The organism is Treponema saccharophilum DSM 2985 (assembly GCF_000255555.1).
Classification (GTDB): Bacteria; Spirochaetota; Spirochaetia; order Treponematales; family Treponemataceae; genus Treponema_D; species Treponema_D saccharophilum.
This window is the reverse complement of record NZ_AGRW01000046.1, coordinates 81,038-96,927: the sequence shown is the minus strand read 5'-3', so window position 1 is coordinate 96,927 and position 15,890 is coordinate 81,038. Positions and strand designations below refer to the sequence as shown.

Here is a 15,890-nt window from a genome sequence, read left to right as displayed (position 1 = left end):
CGCACGCTTGCCCTGCAAGCGCTGCGTGCGCTTGCTCCAACAAAGCCAATCTTAGAACGAAAAAACCACGCAAGCGCCCTTTACAGATTCAAGTTTACGACGAGCGATGTGTGCAGCCCGATGTATTTGGACAAATCGACGGTGTTGAGGAAAAGCCCGGAATTCAGGTTGATGTTTATCGATTTTTTGTTGATTACGACGAGGCCGAGGACAGGCTCGAGAAGCATGCCTTTTCCGACGGTGTTGAAATAGATGCCGCCGACTTTCGCCCCGAAATACGGTATGAGGAAATCCCGTGAGCCGCCGATGAATTTCTCGAACGAAAGGTTGACGCCCGCCGCATACGTGAAGAATATGTCGTCATCAACAGGCGAATCGATTTCCTTGTAGAAGCCAATCTCGCAGTATCCTTCATAATAGCCGCCGAACGAACTCGGGCTCCGCGCCTCCGACGTTCCCTGAACGAACGCGTAATGGAAATCGAACCCCGTATATATTTTCTCGTTCTTGAATCCCGTTACCGCAGACGCCGAAAGCCCCGGCAGGAACGCATTCCTGATATTCGTCGCGGACACATCGGCAAAAATCCCGGACGAGACTGAAAGCAGAAGAAAAAGCAGCACAACTGTTTTTCGCATAAAACCTCCACAAGCAGTCTCAATATCGGCATTATTCAGGCATGTCTTTTTTTGGAAACCCCTGCCCGAAAAACGGCGGCGGCAATCAGTACGCCTTATCGTGGACGCCAGCTATCGCCCTTCCGCTCGGCTCGTCCATATTCTTCCAGGCGGCATCCCATTCGAGGGCTTTTGCCGTGGAGCAGGCGACGCCGGCTTCATGGGGAACGACGCGGGCTGCGCTGTCGCTCGGGAAAAGCTCGGAATAAATCTCGCGGTAGAAATATTCCTCCTTCGTCTTCGGCGGATTCACGGGGAAGCGGTTCTCGCGGCGCGCGAATTCGGCATCGCTGACCTTCTCCTCCGTCATCGTGCGCAACGTGTCTATCCAGTTGTATCCGACGCCGTCAGAGAACTGCTCCTTCTGACGCCACACGATTTCGGCGGGAAGGATATCCTCGAACGCCTTTCTGAGAATCCATTTCTCTATGCGCTGCGTGCCGTCGGGAAGGCGGATGCTCATCTTGTCGAGAGGGTTCAGGCTCATCGCGACGTCGATGAATTCCTTGTCAAGGAACGGGACGCGCCCTTCGACGCCCCACGCCATCAGCGACTTGTTCGCGCGTAGGCAGTCGTAGAGATGGAGTTTTCCCATCTTCCTGACGAGCTCCTCGTGGAATTCCCTTGCATTCGGCGCCTTGTGGAAATAAAGGTAGCCGCCGAACAGCTCGTCGCTCCCCTCGCCCGAAAGAACCATCTTTATTCCCATCGCCTTAATCGCGCGGGCGAGCAGGTACATCGGCGTAGACGCGCGCACGGTTGTGATGTCGTACGTTTCGATATGGTAGATGACATCGCGGAGCGCGTCGAGCGCCTCCTGGATGGTGAAGTGGATTTCGTGGTGGACAGTCCCGATGTAGTCGGCGGCTTTGCGCGCGGCAGCCAAATCGGGGGAGCCTTCAAGCCCAATCGCGAAACTGTGGAGGCGCGGCCACCATGCACCCTCCGTCGAATCAGTCTCGACACGCTTCCTCGCGAATTTCTGCGTGACCGCCGCGATAATCGAGGAATCAAGCCCGCCGGAAAGAAGTACGCCGTACGGAACATCGCTCATCAGCTGCGCGCGGACGGCATTTTCGAGCGCGTTCCGCACCGATTCTATGACGGACGGATTCACGACGATTCCGTTCGGGTCGGACGCTTTGGGATTTTCCGCCACGGCATCGAACGATTCCCACTTTCTCGAATACCAGCGGACGGGTTTTCTGTTCCCGCCCGACCACAGGAAGCACCCGTTCGGGAATTCCTCCACGGTCGTGCACCACCCCTCAAGCGCCTTCAGCTCCGACGCGACGTAGAACCGCCCCGCCTTGTCCCAGCCCTGATAAAGAGGAATCACGCCAATCTCATCACGCGCGACGAGATATTCATCGCGTTCCGAATCGTACAGCGCGAACGCGAAAATTCCCGAGAGTTTCTCAATCATCGCGCCGAAATCGCCGCTGTCGCGGTATTTCTGGTAAAGAGGAATGATTACCTCGCAGTCGGAATTCGTCCTGAAATCGTATGCCGACGCGAATTCGGCGCGTATTGTCTTGTGGTTGTATATCTCGCCGTTCGCCGCAAGAATCACCTTCCCGTCGCCGGAAACAAGCGGCTGCTTTCCTGAAAACGGATCCACTATAGCGAGCCGCTCGTGCGAAAGAATCGCGCTTCCGCCCGAATAAACGCCGCTCCAGTCAGGCCCGCGATGACGAATCGTGCGCGACTGCTCAAGAACCTGCCGCCGTAGTTCCTCCCTCAATCCTTCGTCAATCGGCTGCGACCCGCTAGAAAGGTCGAACGCGCCAACAAATCCGCACATGATAACCCCCTTTGGACAAAAAAAAGACGTCCGGGCGCGGTTTTCCCGCGTTCGGACGTCTTCGTCATGCGCAAAATACTAGCGGAAAATCCGAGCGTTGGTCAATGCGGGCACACGCGAATGTTTGCCCGGGCGCGGAAGAAAAAGGGCGCCGCTACGGATTCGTCAAAGCGACAAGAACGGCAAAAAGCGGAACCTGCAGGCCCCACGCGGCAAAAATCCCCACGAGAAGCGCCGTGACGATACGGCTCGCGCGGAACAGGTTCTGTATGCGCGCCATGTTTTCGTCGGGGCGAGGAAGGCGGAGCTTCGTGAAGGAGCGCATTCCGTTCCGATATGTTTTGTGGGCTTTGCTGATGCCGCGCGGCGGGAGCGAGGTGCCGAAATTGATGAAACCGACGAAAAGGCTTCCGGCGGTTTCCTTGCATTCGGGGAATTCGTTCAGATAGGCGATGATTTCCCTCACATGGAAGCAGCATTTTTTGAACAGGATTGTGGCGGAAAGCAAAAGGAGCATGGACAAAATCCATATCACAACACAGAACCGCCCGTCACGGAATTTCAGAAAGCAGGCCGTCTGCGCGCACTCGAGCAGAACGACGAGAACGGCTATTCCCGCATACAGCCTCTTCGGCTTCGCGTCGGAAATGAAATCGCGGATTCCCCCGCAAAGGAGGACGGCGGCAGCGGAAAAAAGCAGGGCAAAACCAAAAACGAGGACCATCATTCCTCCAAAAAAAATCGGGCACCCGGAAAACGGGCAGCCCGACGCGCATCAACGCTCGTACGTGCGCAGGACGTTCTCCGCGACTGCAGTGCGTGTGAGGCGGAGGTCCATGCTCTGCTTTTCGATGTAGCGGTGCGCCTGAGCCTCCGTCATCTTGAGCGTCTGTATCAGGACACATTTCGCGCGGGAAACCATGCGGAGCTCCTCGATTTTCTGGAGAAGCTTGCGGTTCTCCGCCTCAACGCGCTGGACCTGGCGCCGGCTCGCGATGAGAAGCTTGACCGCCTGAAGGAACACTTCGGGAGAGACCGGCTTCGGCAGCGCGAATATTCCGGAATCCTCAAAGATGCAGCCGAAATCCTCAAGCCGGATTCCGTCGACGAGGATGACGACCCCGCTTCCCGACGATTCCGCCGCATGAAGGGCAAAATCGTCGCCGAATTCATCGGGGAGAGGGGTGTCTATTATCACGAGGTCGAATTCCGACTCGAGCAGGCTTCTCCTCGCCTCCGTGCAGCTTTGGGCGGGGACTATGCGAGAGATGGGCTGAGAAACGAACAGCCCCGAAATTATCTGCATTGTCGAGCTTGTGTTTGAAACCAACAGAACGCTGTCCACCATATCAGTTTCCTCCGCAAAAAATCAGAGGGCGCCAAGCTCTGGGTCGCGGATATCGCCGCGCGTGCTGCTGAAGAAATCGAGAAGCACGCCGGGAAACACGCGTTTTATGAAATCGCTTGAGAGCGCGATTTCCAGAGCCTCGCCGACTGACGACGGGAGGACATCGAGCGACGAAACTTCGTCCTTCGACGCGCGGAAAAGGTCGAGGTCGACGGCGGGCGGAAGCTTCTCGCCGCGCTCGATTCCCTCAAGCCCCGCGGAAAGAAGCAGGTATATCACCGTGTACGGATTCGCGCCGGGGTCAGGGGCACGGTACTCGATTCTCGCGCCGTCGCCCGCGCTCGCCGGTATTCGGATGAGCTGGCTCCTGTTCTGGCAGCTCCAGCTCACGTACCGCGGCGCCTCGAATTCGCCGAGCCGCTCATACGAATTCGGAATCGGGTTCACGAATGCTGAGATTTCACGCGCGCGCCTCAATATTCCGGCGATGAACGACTGTGCCTCGCCGCTCATCTCCCCGCCGGCAAAAAGGTTCCGCCCGTCCTTCATCAGCGAGATGTTTATGTGGAGCCCGTTCCCCGGCTTGTCCTTCAGCGGTTTCGGAAGGAAGCACGCGAAAAGCCCGTTCTTCGCGGCGATTGTCTTCACGACAATCTTGAACGTCTGGAGGTTGTCGGCGGCGTTGAGGACATCCGAATAGCGGAAATCGACCTCGTTCTGCCCGGGCCCCGTCTCGTGATGGGAGCTTTCCGGATGGACGCCCATCTGCTCGAGCGTGATGCAAATCTCGCGGCGCACGTTCTCGCCCTTGTCGCGCGGGGCAAGGTCGCAGTATCCCGCGTCGTCGAACGGCTCGAGCGTCGCCCCGCCCTTCGAATCGCAGAGGAAGAGATAGAATTCGCATTCCGTCCCGATGTTGAATTCGTATCCCTTCTTTCTCGCGTCCTCGACGAAATCGGAGAGAATCCGCCTCGTGTCGCCCTCAAACGGGGAGCCGTCGGCATACCGCACGGAGCAGAAGAAGCGGACGACGCGCCCCGACTGCGGCCTCCACGGAAGGACGCTCAAAGTCGACGGATCGGGAACGATGAAAAGGTCGGATTTCGTGACGCCGAAAAACCCCTTCACCGCGCTCGCGTCGAACGAAATGCCGCTTGCGAACGCGCGCTCAAGCTCGCTCGGCTGGATTGATATCGACTTTATAGTTCCGTAGGCATCCGAGAAGAACAGCTTTATGAAGCGGACGTCGTTCTCCCTGATGTACTGCATTGCTTCCTGCTCTGTGTATGTTCCGATTTCCATACTGTCCTCCGTCATTTCTGGAACACGACGTATTCGTCGTCGATTTCAACATCACCGCCGGCATCCTTCGCTTTTTTCCCGACAATCGAGTCGGAAAGAGGCCCGTATTCCTCGAACGCATTGCCGAAGTTCGCCATTTCCATAGCCGCTATCCGGGAGACCGCAAAAGCGCCGTCCGGACGGAGATGGCTGTTGTCCTCCTTCCCGTCGGGATAATTGACGTACAGCCCGGCAGGAAAATTCATGTAGAACATCTTCGATTTTTCGACACCGGAATCCTCAAGCAGCTCGCCCGTCAGCCGCGTCAGGTCGATGCAGGGGACGCCGAGCTTTGCGGCAGTCTCGCGGATTGCCTCGGGATAGTCGCCATGCGTATTCTCTACGCGGCAGATTCCGTCGCCGTCGGGGGAGAGGAATTTTCTGCGCGCTACGGGGGTGAGGAGAATCGGCAGGCATTTTTTCGCCCACAAATTCACGACGAAATATTCGAGGTTGCGCCTGAATTCGCCGTCGGGGGCGGGCGACGAGTACCGGGACGCATCCCCGCTCTTCTCGTCGTTGTGCGCGAACCCGATGAGCGCGAAATCGCCCTCGCGCGCGGCTGCCAGCACTTTTTCGAACCGTCCCTCGGCGATGAACGACTTCGAGCTGCGCCCGTTCCTCGCAAAATTCAGGATTTCGGTTCCAACCGGAAGAAAACGCCCCAACTCCTGAACCCATCCCGTATTCGGGTACGTCGTCCCGTCGTTGTACTGCATTATCGAATCGCCCAAACAAAGAATCCTCATTTTAACCTCCATAATTTTCCGACAGACCTGAACCGAAAATCACTCGACCGTCACGGATTTTGCCAGATTTCTCGGCTTGTCCGGGTCGTTTCCGCGAAGAACGGAACAATAGTAGGCGAAAAGCTGCGCCGGAACGACCGAAAGGATGCTCTCGAAAGCGCTTTCCGTGGCCGGAATTTTGATTATCTCGTCGCAGCATTTTTCAAACGCGCCCGAATCGTCCTGCGTTATGCACATCGTCACGGCGCGGCGGCTCTTGACCTCCTCGATGTTCGACGCGAGCTTCTCGAAAAGCGGCGGCTCCGTCGCGATTGCGATGACGAGCGTGTCCGGATCGACAAGGGCAATCGGCCCGTGCTTCAGCTCGCCCGCCGCGAACGCCTCGCAGTGCATGTAGCTGACTTCCTTCAGCTTGAGCGCGCTTTCGAGGGAGCTTGCCGAATCGAACTGCCTTCCGATGTAGAAAATCTTCGATTTGTTGAACTGGGACGAGGCGAATTTCTGGACGGCGGCCTTTTCGTCGAGAATCTGCTGGACTTTTTCCGGAACGGCGGCAAATTCCCCGAGAAGACGCGCATACTCACCGTCGCCGATAATCCCGCGCTCGCGCCCGAACATCATGGAAAGCATGTAGAGACACGCGAGCTGCGTCGTGTACGCCTTCGTCGAGGCAACCGCGATTTCGGGACCGGCAAGCGTGTATATGACGAAATCGGACTCGCGGCTGACGGACGAGCCGACGCTGTTCGTAATCGCGATTACCTTCGCGCCCTTCGACTTTGCGAGCCTGAGCGCCGCCAGAGTGTCGGCAGTCTCGCCCGACTGCGATATGACGATGAAGACGTCGCCCTCGCCGAGAATCGGGTTCCGGTAGCGGAATTCGGACGCGACATCGACGACGGTCGGAACGCGAGCGAATTTCTCGAACGCGTATTTTCCGACGACGCCCGCGTGATATGCCGTTCCGCACGCCGTTATGACGATTCTTCTCGCGCCGGAAACAAGCTCGCGGAAGCGCTCCGGCTCAATCTCCTTGCTGAACGTAAGCCCGGACGGCTTCCCGTCATCCCCGAAAAGCATGTGCGCGCGGATGGTGTTCTCGAGCGCGGATGGCTGCTCGTGGATTTCCTTCAGCATGAAATGCGCGTAGCCGCCCTTCTCCGCCGCATCCATGTTCCAGTCGATATGGGTTGTCCCGCGGACGATTTTCTCGCCCTCGGAATTGAAAAGGTCGACGTGGTCGGAATACAGGACGGCAATCTCGTTCTGCTCGAGGAAATGAACCTCGCGCGTGTGCTCAAGGACAGCGGGAACGTCCGACGCGATGAAATTCTCGCCGTTTCCGACGCCGACGACGAGCGGGCTTTCCTTCCTCGCGGCGATAAGCCTGTCCGGAAAATCGCGGCAGATTACGCCAATCGCGTAGCTTCCCTCAAGGCGATGGAGCGTCTCAAGGACGGCATTGAATATGTTGTTCGTTCTCTCGTAGAAATAGTTCAGAAGATGCGCGATTACCTCAGTGTCGGTCTGGCTTTTGAATACGATTCCGTTCGACTGGAGCCACGACTTGAGCTTTCCGTAATTCTCGACGATTCCGTTGTGGACGACTGCAATCGAGCCGGAAACATTCGTATGCGGGTGGGCGTTGAGGTCGCTCGGTTCCCCGTGCGTCGCCCATCTCGTGTGCCCGATTCCTACGCAGCCGTCAATGAAGTCCCCGGTTTTTCCGACAAGCTCGGAGAACCGCCGGTCTGCATCGGCATCGCTCATCGACTCCGACGTGCGGACGACCTCCTTCGTTATTTTCTCGACGAGAAATTTCAGCGCGCCCTTCGATTTCTTGACGACAATCTCGTCGCTTGATTTTGAGAGGACGGCGATTCCTGCCGAATCATATCCGCGATACTCAAGTTTCCGCAAACCGTTCAGAAGAACCGGCGTTGCGTTCCTGCAACCGACATATCCGACAATTCCGCACATAAATGACCCCAATAAAAAAAAGATTGTCCGCAAAAAAAACGGCGGACGACACGGCATTATAAAAAAATGCGCGGTCTTGTGGTAGGCGCTCGCTTTATTTTACTAGGGTTATTCGTTTTTTTGGAGCGAGCGCGGGCGGAACGGGGGCCGCCCAGCAAGGGTTGTTTTGTTTTACGAGGGGTATTCGTTTTTTGGAGCGGGCGCGGGCGGAACGGGGGCTCCGCACGGCAGGGGTTGTTTTGTTTTACGAGGGTTATTCGCTTTTTGGAGCGAGCGCGGCGGAGCGGGGCTCCGCCCGGCAAGGGGTGTTTTGTTTTACGCGGGTTATTCGTTTTTTGGAGCGGGCGCGGGCGGAACGGGGGCTATTTTCCGACGCAGAAACGGCTGAAAATTGAGCCGAGGATGTCATCGGGGGTGACGTCGCCGGTGACGGAGCCGAGCGCGTCGAGGGAATCCTCAAGGTCCTGCACGACGGCATCAAGCGCGTAATCGGCGGAAAGCGAGAGCGCGTGGCGGACGGACGAGAGGGCATCCTCGACGGCCATCTTCTGGCGCTCGCTTCCAAGCCCCGTCTCCCCTGTGCGCTCCGACGACGAGGAAAGCGTTTTCCGGACGCGCTCGCAAAGCACGGAAATTCCGCCGCCGTTCTTGGACGAGACGGAGACGACATTCGCGCATTCGGAAAGGGAAAGCGGGTTGAGGTCGGATTTTGTCAGGACGATTATCACCGGAACCGACGCCGAGGAAAAAAACGTACCAGATTCCGCACGGAAGAGGCTTCCGACAGTCGCGGAACGGACATCGACGCCGAGCGACAAAAGGAAATCGGAATCATCACAAGAAAGCACGGAGGAATTTTCAAGACGGGAGGAATCGACAAGATACAGGACAACATCGGCATCCCCGGACAAGTCGCGGGTAATCTCGACGCCGCGCGCCTCAATCGAATCATCCGTCTCGCGAAGCCCCGCAGTGTCGAACAGCCGCGCGGGAATTCCGTCGAAATCGACCCACGACTCAAGGAAATCGCGCGTCGTTCCCTCGATGTCGCTGACAATCGCGCGCTCCTCCTTCAAAAGCGCGTTGAAAAGCGACGATTTTCCGGCGTTCGTACGCCCACACAAAACAACGCGCGCGCCGTCCTGGTAAATCTTCTCGCTTTTCCACGAAGAGGCGAGGTCGGAGAGCATTTTCTCTGCACGGCGGAGCTTTTCGTCGTCAAACGAATCGACAATCGTCTCCTCGTCCTCGGGATACTCAATCTCGACTTCGATGTCGGCAATCGTCTCGACGATAAGGTTCTTCACGGAATCGATTGCGGCGTAAAGGTTTCCGGCAAGCCGCCCGACAGCGCGGGAACGGGACGCATCCGTCTTCGAGTCGATAATCTCGCGGACAGCCTCCGCCCGCGTAAGGTCTGTTTTCCCGTTTATGTACGCGCGGAACGTGAATTCGCCACGCTCGGCACGACGGAAACCGCTCCTCAGCAAAAGCGAGTCGATTGCGGTAACGACGGAAACGCCGCCGTGGCAGCTTATCTCGACCATGTCCTCGCCCGTAAAGCTTTTCGGCGCCCGGAAGACGGAAACGAGAACCTCGTCAATTTTTTTCCCGCCGTCAACAATCCAGCCGTAAACAATCGAATTCCCCGCGGCGTCAAGAAGAGCCGACGGGCGCGAGAAAACGTTCGCGACAAGCGCAATGCAGTCCTTCCCGCTTGCGCGGATGATACCGAGCGCGGCAGGAGAAAGAGCCGTCGCCACAGCAACAATCGGAACTTCGGGCGTATATCCTCTCTTTTCCATCAGAACGAAGAATCTCCCGGCGTTATAAGCTTCCGTATGTCATCGATTGCGGGGAACAGCCCCTCGTCCTCCGACTCGGCCTTCGCCTTCACGTTGTCCCACCGCGCAATTCCGTCCTCACGCGCGGAACGCATTTTTTCCGCACGCACCTCGGCAGAATCAGCTTTCAAGATTTTTCCGGATATGACAGCCTCGGAAAAGTCGCGCTTTCCGCCGCTCAACGCCGGTTTTTTGTATTTTGACGACGCCTCGTACGACGGGCCGGAATATGGGGTGTTGCCCACATCGGGCGATATATCATCGTAGACGCAGCGACCGTTCCAGTACATGTATCCCCTGTCAACGGAATCGCGAACGCCGTAAATCTGCTGCGAGACGTAGTTCTTGTTGTAATACTGCCTGTCATACCTGACGTTAAGGTAGAACGCCTGAACCCACGGCCGTATTATTATCTTGTTCCGCCCGATTACCGTGTTCCGATACGTTCCGTAATAGTAAATCCGGTAGGGGCGCTCGGTATACGGCGCGTAGTTCGAGTCGTTCTGCCCGAAATGGCTCGGATAAAACATCGGGCAGACGATATCGACGTATTCGGCGAGCTGCTCAACGTCCTGTCCCGTCCGCGTTCCCGAGCGGTACCATCCGTTCGCGCCGTAGATGTCGATTCCGATAGGCGCGTCTATGTTCTTCCGCGCGTAGCTCAAAAACGAAAGGAGCGCCGATTCCTTGTCCATGCCGGGGCTTTTCCAGCGGTATGTCGCGTTCTTCAGATTCCGCCCGTCAGTCGGGAACCGTATGTAGTCGAACTGAATCTCGTCGAACCCGCGCTCGACAAGCTCCTGCGCGATATGGACGAAATACTCCCAGACCTCGGGCGAATACTGGTCAACCCAATCCTCGTCGTAATACTGTGGCCTGCCGTTCTCGTCGTATCCCGAGATTCCCTTCCACGGCGCGTTCGTCGTGCTGTCCCAGATGGCATACTGCCGCTTGTCGAATTTCGACAGGCTCCTGTCCTTGAACGTGACGATTCGCGCGATGAGATAGATTCCGTCCTCCTTCATCCGCGGGACAAAACGGTCGAGGTCGAGCGCGTAGCTCGTGCTCACCGTCCCCTTCTCTATCAGAAGCTTGTCCTTCGGCTTGAAATGGAGGAAACCGTAATCGTCCTTCATGTCGATTACGATTGCGTCGAGCTTGTTTTCTTTTATGACTTTCTTGTACGAGTCGATTCCCTTGTCGGTGATGAGTTTGTGCGCCTGAACGTAGATAGCCTTCCTGTCATCGGCGACGGACGCGTATTTGTTGTTGACCGTCTCCGGATACAGAAGCCACAGTTCGGAAAGCGCGATTCCCTTCGACGGGTCTGCCGCAGTCGGAATCCACGCCGCGTTGAGCGTGTTGTCGCTCTCAATCATCCCGAAATACTTCTTCCATTCCTCGTATTCGGGGGGAACGAAATCGCCCTTTTTAGTCGCGGGATTGTACGCCGCAATTTCTCCGGGACGAGAATAAAGAAGCTTGCTTCCGTTCCAGAAAAGCCCGTCAATCGTGTCCGCCGGCTCAGTCCCCGAATAAAGGAGGCGCGCGCATTTTTCGTTCCAGTCGAACCGGTAGAGCCGCGGAATGAACGTCTGCGAGACAAAAACCTCCGTCACGGGGAATCCGTCGCTTCCGGTGAAGACGACGGGAAGAATGTCGGAAATCTCGTCCGGGTACGTGTACGTCTGGATGACCTCAAACCCGCGGCTCACGTCGTTCCACGCGAAATTCTTTTTTTCGGGATAGCAGTAGGAGAAACCGCAAATCGAGTGCGCCATGAAAACGACGAGGTCTTTCTGCGGGGGAACGGCAGGCTTCACGGAACCGTCGGCGCCTTTTGCGGCGGGGCTTCCGGTCCCGGGGCGGTTCATCGACGCGACGGCGACCGCCTTTATTCCGTTCGTTGACTTGCTCATCGAATTTATCGAAACCCATTTTCTTCCGCCGTCTTTCGTCAGATATACGCTTTCTTTTGTCGATGTGACGAGAATTTCGGGATTCTCGGGATGGACGGCAAGGTCCTTGAGCTGCGCGGGCTGCCGGGAGAACGATATGTTCTTCCCGTCGTATTGCTTTATCGTCAGAAACGGAAGCCCCTCGTTCCGGTATTCGAATTTGACCAAATCACGCGACGACACGATTCCCGCCGTCGTGAGAAAATACCAGAGAGGAGACGGCGCGCCGGACTGCTGATTTTCCTCCGTCTTTATGATTTTCAAGACGCTGCCCTCGCTCCAGATGGATTCAGCCTTTCCGTTTCCGTATATTTTCAGGAGCCCTTTTGTCGTTCCCGCAATCATGAACGCCTGCGCCGCCGAAGGCGATTCCCTCATCGCGCCATCCGAGAGCCCCGCGACGGACTGCGCCGGACCCGTCGGCATCTGGATTCCCGAATCCGCGGAAAGCGGCGTCACTGCCATAGCCACGCCCTCGCTCTTGGAGGGTGCCAAACATGAGGTGGCTGCGAAAATCAAAAAAGAAAAAATCGACAAAAAGCGCATATCTATTATATCGGACACAATGTTAAGATTCTTGAACCTGTCGCACGCTTTGTTTTACGAGGGTTTTCCGTTGTTTCATGTAGCGTGCGAACGCAGCACATGCTTACCGCATGTGTGCGCCTTGCGGAGGGGAAGCGACACGCTTTGTTTTATTAGCGTTTTCCATTGTTTCATGTAGCGTGCGAACGCAGCACGTGCTTGCGCATGTGTGCGCCTTGATGAGATGAAGCGACACGCTTTGTTTTATTAGCGTTTTCCGTTGTTTTGGGGCGGGCGAGCGCGGGGCAAAAATGATGTTTTGTTTGCGGGAGGCGGCTGCGCGGGAGAGATTTTTTTTGACGATTCTGTTACGATTGTCACAATAGGCGTTTTGTTGCCTTTCTTTGGAAAGGTCTTACGTTGGCAAAGAAAAAGAATATGAAAAGAAAAACACAGATAAGCATAGCCGTAATCATGAGTCTTATTGCGATTGCGGCGGTATGGACAGTCATGTTCATAAACAGGCAGACGAACATCATCGCTTTCCATAATTTGAGCGAGCGCGACGAGGCGGAAATAAGGAAGATTCTGCAAGAATCTCTCGACGGAAAGAAAAACAAGTATGAATTCATGTCGTTCGACGGGGACGAGCTTCTCTCCTCGCAGATGAATTTCATCAAGAAACCAGCGCTCCTCATAACGTCATCGGGGACATCGGAATTGTTCGCGGCGGAAAAGGCGGAGGACGGCGGAATCATAACGGCGGACATTTTCGACGGCATGACATCCTCGATGAGGGAAAGCACCGTTTTCGGCGGGGAAAGCGGAAAATCGGTCGTCTCCGTACCGATGCTCGTAAATTTCTTCGGAATCGAAATCGATTACACCGATTTCAGGAATTCCGGCATGGAAAAAATCGAGACGTGGGAAGATATTGTCGAATTCGCGCGCAGGCAGAAGGCCCGCGGGACGGAATATCCCGTCGCGTTCGCGGGAAAAGACCCGAGCACCGTCCTCGATTTGATGGGCGCGTTGACGGAAGCGCTGAGCCGAAACGGGACCGCCGACTACGAAAAAGCGAAGTCGCTTCTGCGGGTGCGGAGCGAGGAGAAATTCAACGCGGCGAGGATTGCGCAGAAATTGTGCGACGCCGACGACGCCCCGTTCTACGACGCGGTGAAATTCCTCAAGTCGCTCAAAAACGACAACCTCATCCCCCCGAACGTGTTCTCGCTGACGAAAAACGACATCAACGCATTCATACAGGCGAGAATCGTGAAAGTCGCGTTCATGAGCCTGGACGACCACCGCGCCACGAACCAGAAATCGATTGCGCGGTTCAGCACGATATATTTCCCGTCGCGCACAAGCCCCGCCGACCGCAGATTCACCGCGAACGTCATCAAGGCAATTCCGATGGCGAACCGCTCCGACGTGAAGGAAATCATATCGGCGCTCGTCTCCACCGAAACGCAGGAAAAAATGTCGCGCCAGACAGGGCTTGCCCCCGTCCTCGCGCGCTGCCGCACGCCCGACAAGCAGGCAAGCGAAACCCGCCGCTGGGTTGCCGCCACGAACGCTCCCCTCCCCGGCCTTTCAAAGGACTGCGCCCTCACAAATGCGGAGCAGAAGCAGGTCGTCGAAGAAATCGCCGCAAAAATTCTTTACGAGAAATAAAAAAAATCCCGCGCGCTTGCGGGAAAGCGGGAGAAGTAGGATTTTCCCGCACATTTGATTTATCATCCAACAAAAAACAGCCCGCCCACGCAGGGGGATTTTCCTTGCGCGGGCGGGCTGCAAGGTGAAGTCGTCGTTGCTGCGCAATTACTATTTTTGTTCAAGCAAGATTTCTTCTGCAAGATAGTCATCACTTAAACAATGGAAATCACTGATGCCTTTGCTCATAAGCATGTAGGTGTTTGATTTGTAAAAAAGCTCCAAAGCTTTTTCTGCATCAATATTCGCTTTTTTAGCAAGCAAAGAAATTATGCGCGCATATTTCATCTGCAAAAGTGTTGAATCGGCTGTCATTTTTCAACTCCTTTTGCTTCGTGGCTAGATTCAAAGCGTAGAACGTTGTCCATTACATCTTGATTTACAAAGCAAATCTGATTATTAGGCTTTTCAAATTTAAGACGCTGCAGGGCTGTTGTTTTATCGATGAGATTTGAAAAATAAAGTTCGATGGTATTGAAAACTCTATCATTTGCAATTCCGCCTTCTATGACATCATAATTCGAATATTCTTTTGAACCAGAACGGCAGGCAAGTATGAAATCCAGCCATTCTTCGTTATACTCCGGGAATTTCTTATAACGGCATTTTGTTTGAATTTCTGTGTCATCAAAATTGTAGATGTTGATAATTCCTTTTTTGCCGAGCGAAATAAAACGCTGCACCCATTTTTCAGCCAGACTTTTCAAGTTCGTTGTATAAAAGCCATTTCCAAAATCCAGATTGTTGCGTCCATAAGAAACAAGAGGTCTATCTACGATTACCGTTGAACCATGATAAAGCTTCATGCAACAAGATTCCTTTCTTTTAGAACTGAAATAATTTCATCTACGATATATTGCTTACTCTGCGTATGCAAGGCTTCATAAGAAGGTATGATATAAGAATGCAACAAACCTGAAGAATTGAGAATCTGGAATAATTCAGAGCCAGTTTTGCCAAGCTCTTTGGCTACATTTTCAATGCAGAAAACTGAATACTCTATCTGTTTATCGCTCATGATTTTTCCTCCTCGTTCTCGTTTATCAAATTATAGCACACTTGAAAAAAAACGCCTGCGCAGGGGGATTTTCCATGCAAGAGCGGGCTACAACGGTGATTTTGGATTGCTTCGCTTGCTTCGGCTACGCTCAGCAACCGAGGCAACCGACGCTCAACAACAGAAGTGAGAAAAGAGAGGCTACAGTCGAGGTGCTAAAGCATATCTCGCCACATACCTACGATTTTTGTTCGTAAGGGAAATTTTCGCTTGTAGATATTGCTCTTCATTGGCTGAAATCCATTCTTTTTATAAAACTCTATTACATTTGGATTATGTTCGACATCAGCATCAACAGAAACGATTCGGCAAGAAAAGAAATCATTGTTTACGGAAAAAGCTTTGTCACATGCAAACTCAATTAAAAAAGATCCGACATGGGCATATTGCTCTTCATAACCGCAGGCAACTGCAAGTTTCGTAATCTTCAGCGCAGGCAAAAACATAAATGGTATGTCATCCATTCCGAATTTCTTCTTTTCTCTTGGATTCAAGGCAACAGTATCTGCCGCAAGTGAAATATAGGCGATTATACTTCTTGTGGATTTTTCAATCAGTAGATAAGTCTTTGATATGAACATTTCCTGATAATTCAGCGCATCGTTGTACAAAAAGGTCTTGTACTCTTCAAACTCGTTTAAAACAGAAAAACTGTCATTCAAATTTTCCGCTGACAGTTTTTCAATTGTGAGAATTTCTGAGACATCATCAACCAACAAATCAAGCATTGGCTGAAACCTTCTTAAAACGCTCCGAACGCAGTTTCGCCGACTGAATTTGGGAAGCTGTTGGTTTTTTCAATACAGCCTGCAAAATTTGTTTCCAAATTTTTACATCGTTCACAACAGAAGGCTGAACAGGTTTTACAATTGCCATGATATGACCTCCATG

15 protein-coding genes are annotated in these 15,890 nt (G+C 54.2%); 1 reads left to right on the top strand and 14 read right to left on the bottom strand.

Going from position 1 to position 15,890, the window contains the following annotated elements; translation table 11 throughout:
• Nucleotides 1–80: 80 nt before the first annotated feature.
• From TRESADRAFT_RS07340 to TRESADRAFT_RS07300, 9 genes are all read right to left on the bottom strand, one after another.
• On the bottom strand, nt 81–638 hold the full coding sequence (locus tag TRESADRAFT_RS07340) for a hypothetical protein (RefSeq protein WP_002704348.1): 558 nt from the start codon (nt 636–638) through the stop codon (nt 81–83).
• Between the two features lie 85 nt (nt 639–723).
• Nucleotides 724–2,481, bottom strand: a complete 1,758-nt coding sequence (asnB, locus tag TRESADRAFT_RS07335; protein ID WP_002704346.1) for an asparagine synthase B — start codon at nt 2,479–2,481, stop codon at nt 724–726.
• Between the two features lie 154 nt (nt 2,482–2,635).
• Nucleotides 2,636–3,205 (bottom strand): hypothetical protein, encoded by a 570-nt coding sequence (locus tag TRESADRAFT_RS07330; RefSeq protein WP_002704344.1) that lies wholly within the window; start codon nt 3,203–3,205, stop codon nt 2,636–2,638.
• Nucleotides 3,206–3,256: 51 nt separating this feature from the next.
• Nucleotides 3,257–3,829, bottom strand: coding sequence for an ANTAR domain-containing response regulator (locus tag TRESADRAFT_RS07325; RefSeq protein ID WP_002704342.1), 573 nt, complete (start codon nt 3,827–3,829; stop codon nt 3,257–3,259).
• A 21-nt stretch (nt 3,830–3,850) separates the two neighbouring features.
• Nucleotides 3,851–5,131 carry a glutamine synthetase family protein gene (locus TRESADRAFT_RS07320; protein ID WP_002704341.1) on the bottom strand — a complete coding sequence of 427 codons (1,281 nt, stop codon included), beginning with the start codon at nt 5,129–5,131 and terminating at the stop codon, nt 3,851–3,853.
• A gap of 11 nt (nt 5,132–5,142) precedes the next feature.
• Nucleotides 5,143–5,919, bottom strand: coding sequence for a rhamnogalacturonan acetylesterase (locus TRESADRAFT_RS07315; RefSeq protein ID WP_002704339.1), 777 nt, complete (start codon nt 5,917–5,919; stop codon nt 5,143–5,145).
• A 39-nt stretch (nt 5,920–5,958) separates the two neighbouring features.
• Nucleotides 5,959–7,899 carry a glutamine--fructose-6-phosphate transaminase (isomerizing) gene (gene glmS, locus TRESADRAFT_RS07310; protein ID WP_002704337.1) on the bottom strand — a complete coding sequence of 647 codons (1,941 nt, stop codon included), beginning with the start codon at nt 7,897–7,899 and terminating at the stop codon, nt 5,959–5,961.
• Between the two features lie 362 nt (nt 7,900–8,261).
• Complete coding sequence (gene mnmE / locus TRESADRAFT_RS07305) at nt 8,262–9,704, bottom strand: tRNA uridine-5-carboxymethylaminomethyl(34) synthesis GTPase MnmE (RefSeq protein WP_002704336.1); 1,443 nt, start codon at nt 9,702–9,704, stop codon at nt 8,262–8,264.
• Nucleotides 9,704–12,166 (bottom strand): putative glycoside hydrolase, encoded by a 2,463-nt coding sequence (locus TRESADRAFT_RS07300; protein WP_002704334.1) that lies wholly within the window; start codon nt 12,164–12,166, stop codon nt 9,704–9,706. The genes mnmE and TRESADRAFT_RS07300 overlap by 1 nt, the downstream gene beginning before the upstream one ends.
• Before the next feature lie 498 nt (nt 12,167–12,664).
• On the opposite strand from TRESADRAFT_RS07300, the gene TRESADRAFT_RS07295 reads away from it, so the two are divergent.
• Complete coding sequence (locus tag TRESADRAFT_RS07295; RefSeq protein ID WP_002704332.1) at nt 12,665–13,903, top strand: hypothetical protein; 1,239 nt, start codon at nt 12,665–12,667, stop codon at nt 13,901–13,903.
• Between the two features lie 150 nt (nt 13,904–14,053).
• Here TRESADRAFT_RS07295 and TRESADRAFT_RS07290 read toward each other — a convergent pair whose 3' ends face one another.
• The 5 genes from TRESADRAFT_RS07290 to TRESADRAFT_RS16245 form a co-directional block, all read right to left on the bottom strand.
• Nucleotides 14,054–14,257 (bottom strand): DUF3791 domain-containing protein, encoded by a 204-nt coding sequence (locus TRESADRAFT_RS07290; protein ID WP_002704331.1) that lies wholly within the window; start codon nt 14,255–14,257, stop codon nt 14,054–14,056.
• On the bottom strand, nt 14,254–14,748 hold the full coding sequence (locus TRESADRAFT_RS07285; RefSeq protein ID WP_002704330.1) for a DUF3990 domain-containing protein: 495 nt from the start codon (nt 14,746–14,748) through the stop codon (nt 14,254–14,256). Before TRESADRAFT_RS07285 ends, TRESADRAFT_RS07290 begins: the two co-directional genes overlap by 4 nt.
• Nucleotides 14,745–14,960, bottom strand: a complete 216-nt coding sequence (locus tag TRESADRAFT_RS07280; RefSeq protein WP_002704329.1) for a DUF3791 domain-containing protein — start codon at nt 14,958–14,960, stop codon at nt 14,745–14,747. The genes TRESADRAFT_RS07285 and TRESADRAFT_RS07280 overlap by 4 nt, the downstream gene beginning before the upstream one ends.
• A gap of 194 nt (nt 14,961–15,154) precedes the next feature.
• The gene (locus tag TRESADRAFT_RS07275; RefSeq protein ID WP_002704328.1) at nt 15,155–15,727 is read right to left on the bottom strand and encodes an N-acetyltransferase; all 573 of its coding nucleotides are present in this window, start codon (nt 15,725–15,727) and stop codon (nt 15,155–15,157) included.
• Entirely contained in the window at nt 15,720–15,875 is a 156-nt protein-coding gene (locus tag TRESADRAFT_RS16245; protein ID WP_159100041.1) for a hypothetical protein, read from the bottom strand. The genes TRESADRAFT_RS07275 and TRESADRAFT_RS16245 overlap by 8 nt, the downstream gene beginning before the upstream one ends.
• Between the last annotated feature and the right edge of the window lie 15 nt (nt 15,876–15,890).

Coding starts and splice junctions, on each gene's coding strand:
- TRESADRAFT_RS07340 (WP_002704348.1), bottom strand. CDS start 638: ATGCGAAAAACAGTTGTGCTGCTTTTTCTTCTGCTTTCAGTCTCGTCC.
- asnB (WP_002704346.1), bottom strand. CDS start 2,481: ATGTGCGGATTTGTTGGCGCGTTCGACCTTTCTAGCGGGTCGCAGCCG.
- TRESADRAFT_RS07330 (WP_002704344.1), bottom strand. CDS start 3,205: ATGGTCCTCGTTTTTGGTTTTGCCCTGCTTTTTTCCGCTGCCGCCGTC.
- TRESADRAFT_RS07325 (WP_002704342.1), bottom strand. CDS start 3,829: ATGGTGGACAGCGTTCTGTTGGTTTCAAACACAAGCTCGACAATGCAG.
- TRESADRAFT_RS07320 (WP_002704341.1), bottom strand. CDS start 5,131: ATGGAAATCGGAACATACACAGAGCAGGAAGCAATGCAGTACATCAGG.
- TRESADRAFT_RS07315 (WP_002704339.1), bottom strand. CDS start 5,919: ATGAGGATTCTTTGTTTGGGCGATTCGATAATGCAGTACAACGACGGG.
- glmS (WP_002704337.1), bottom strand. CDS start 7,899: ATGTGCGGAATTGTCGGATATGTCGGTTGCAGGAACGCAACGCCGGTT.
- mnmE (WP_002704336.1), bottom strand. CDS start 9,704: ATGGAAAAGAGAGGATATACGCCCGAAGTTCCGATTGTTGCTGTGGCG.
- TRESADRAFT_RS07300 (WP_002704334.1), bottom strand. CDS start 12,166: ATGGCAGTGACGCCGCTTTCCGCGGATTCGGGAATCCAGATGCCGACG.
- TRESADRAFT_RS07295 (WP_002704332.1), top strand. CDS start 12,665: ATGAAAAGAAAAACACAGATAAGCATAGCCGTAATCATGAGTCTTATT.
- TRESADRAFT_RS07290 (WP_002704331.1), bottom strand. CDS start 14,257: ATGACAGCCGATTCAACACTTTTGCAGATGAAATATGCGCGCATAATT.
- TRESADRAFT_RS07285 (WP_002704330.1), bottom strand. CDS start 14,748: ATGAAGCTTTATCATGGTTCAACGGTAATCGTAGATAGACCTCTTGTT.
- TRESADRAFT_RS07280 (WP_002704329.1), bottom strand. CDS start 14,960: ATGAGCGATAAACAGATAGAGTATTCAGTTTTCTGCATTGAAAATGTA.
- TRESADRAFT_RS07275 (WP_002704328.1), bottom strand. CDS start 15,727: ATGCTTGATTTGTTGGTTGATGATGTCTCAGAAATTCTCACAATTGAA.
- TRESADRAFT_RS16245 (WP_159100041.1), bottom strand. CDS start 15,875: ATGGCAATTGTAAAACCTGTTCAGCCTTCTGTTGTGAACGATGTAAAA.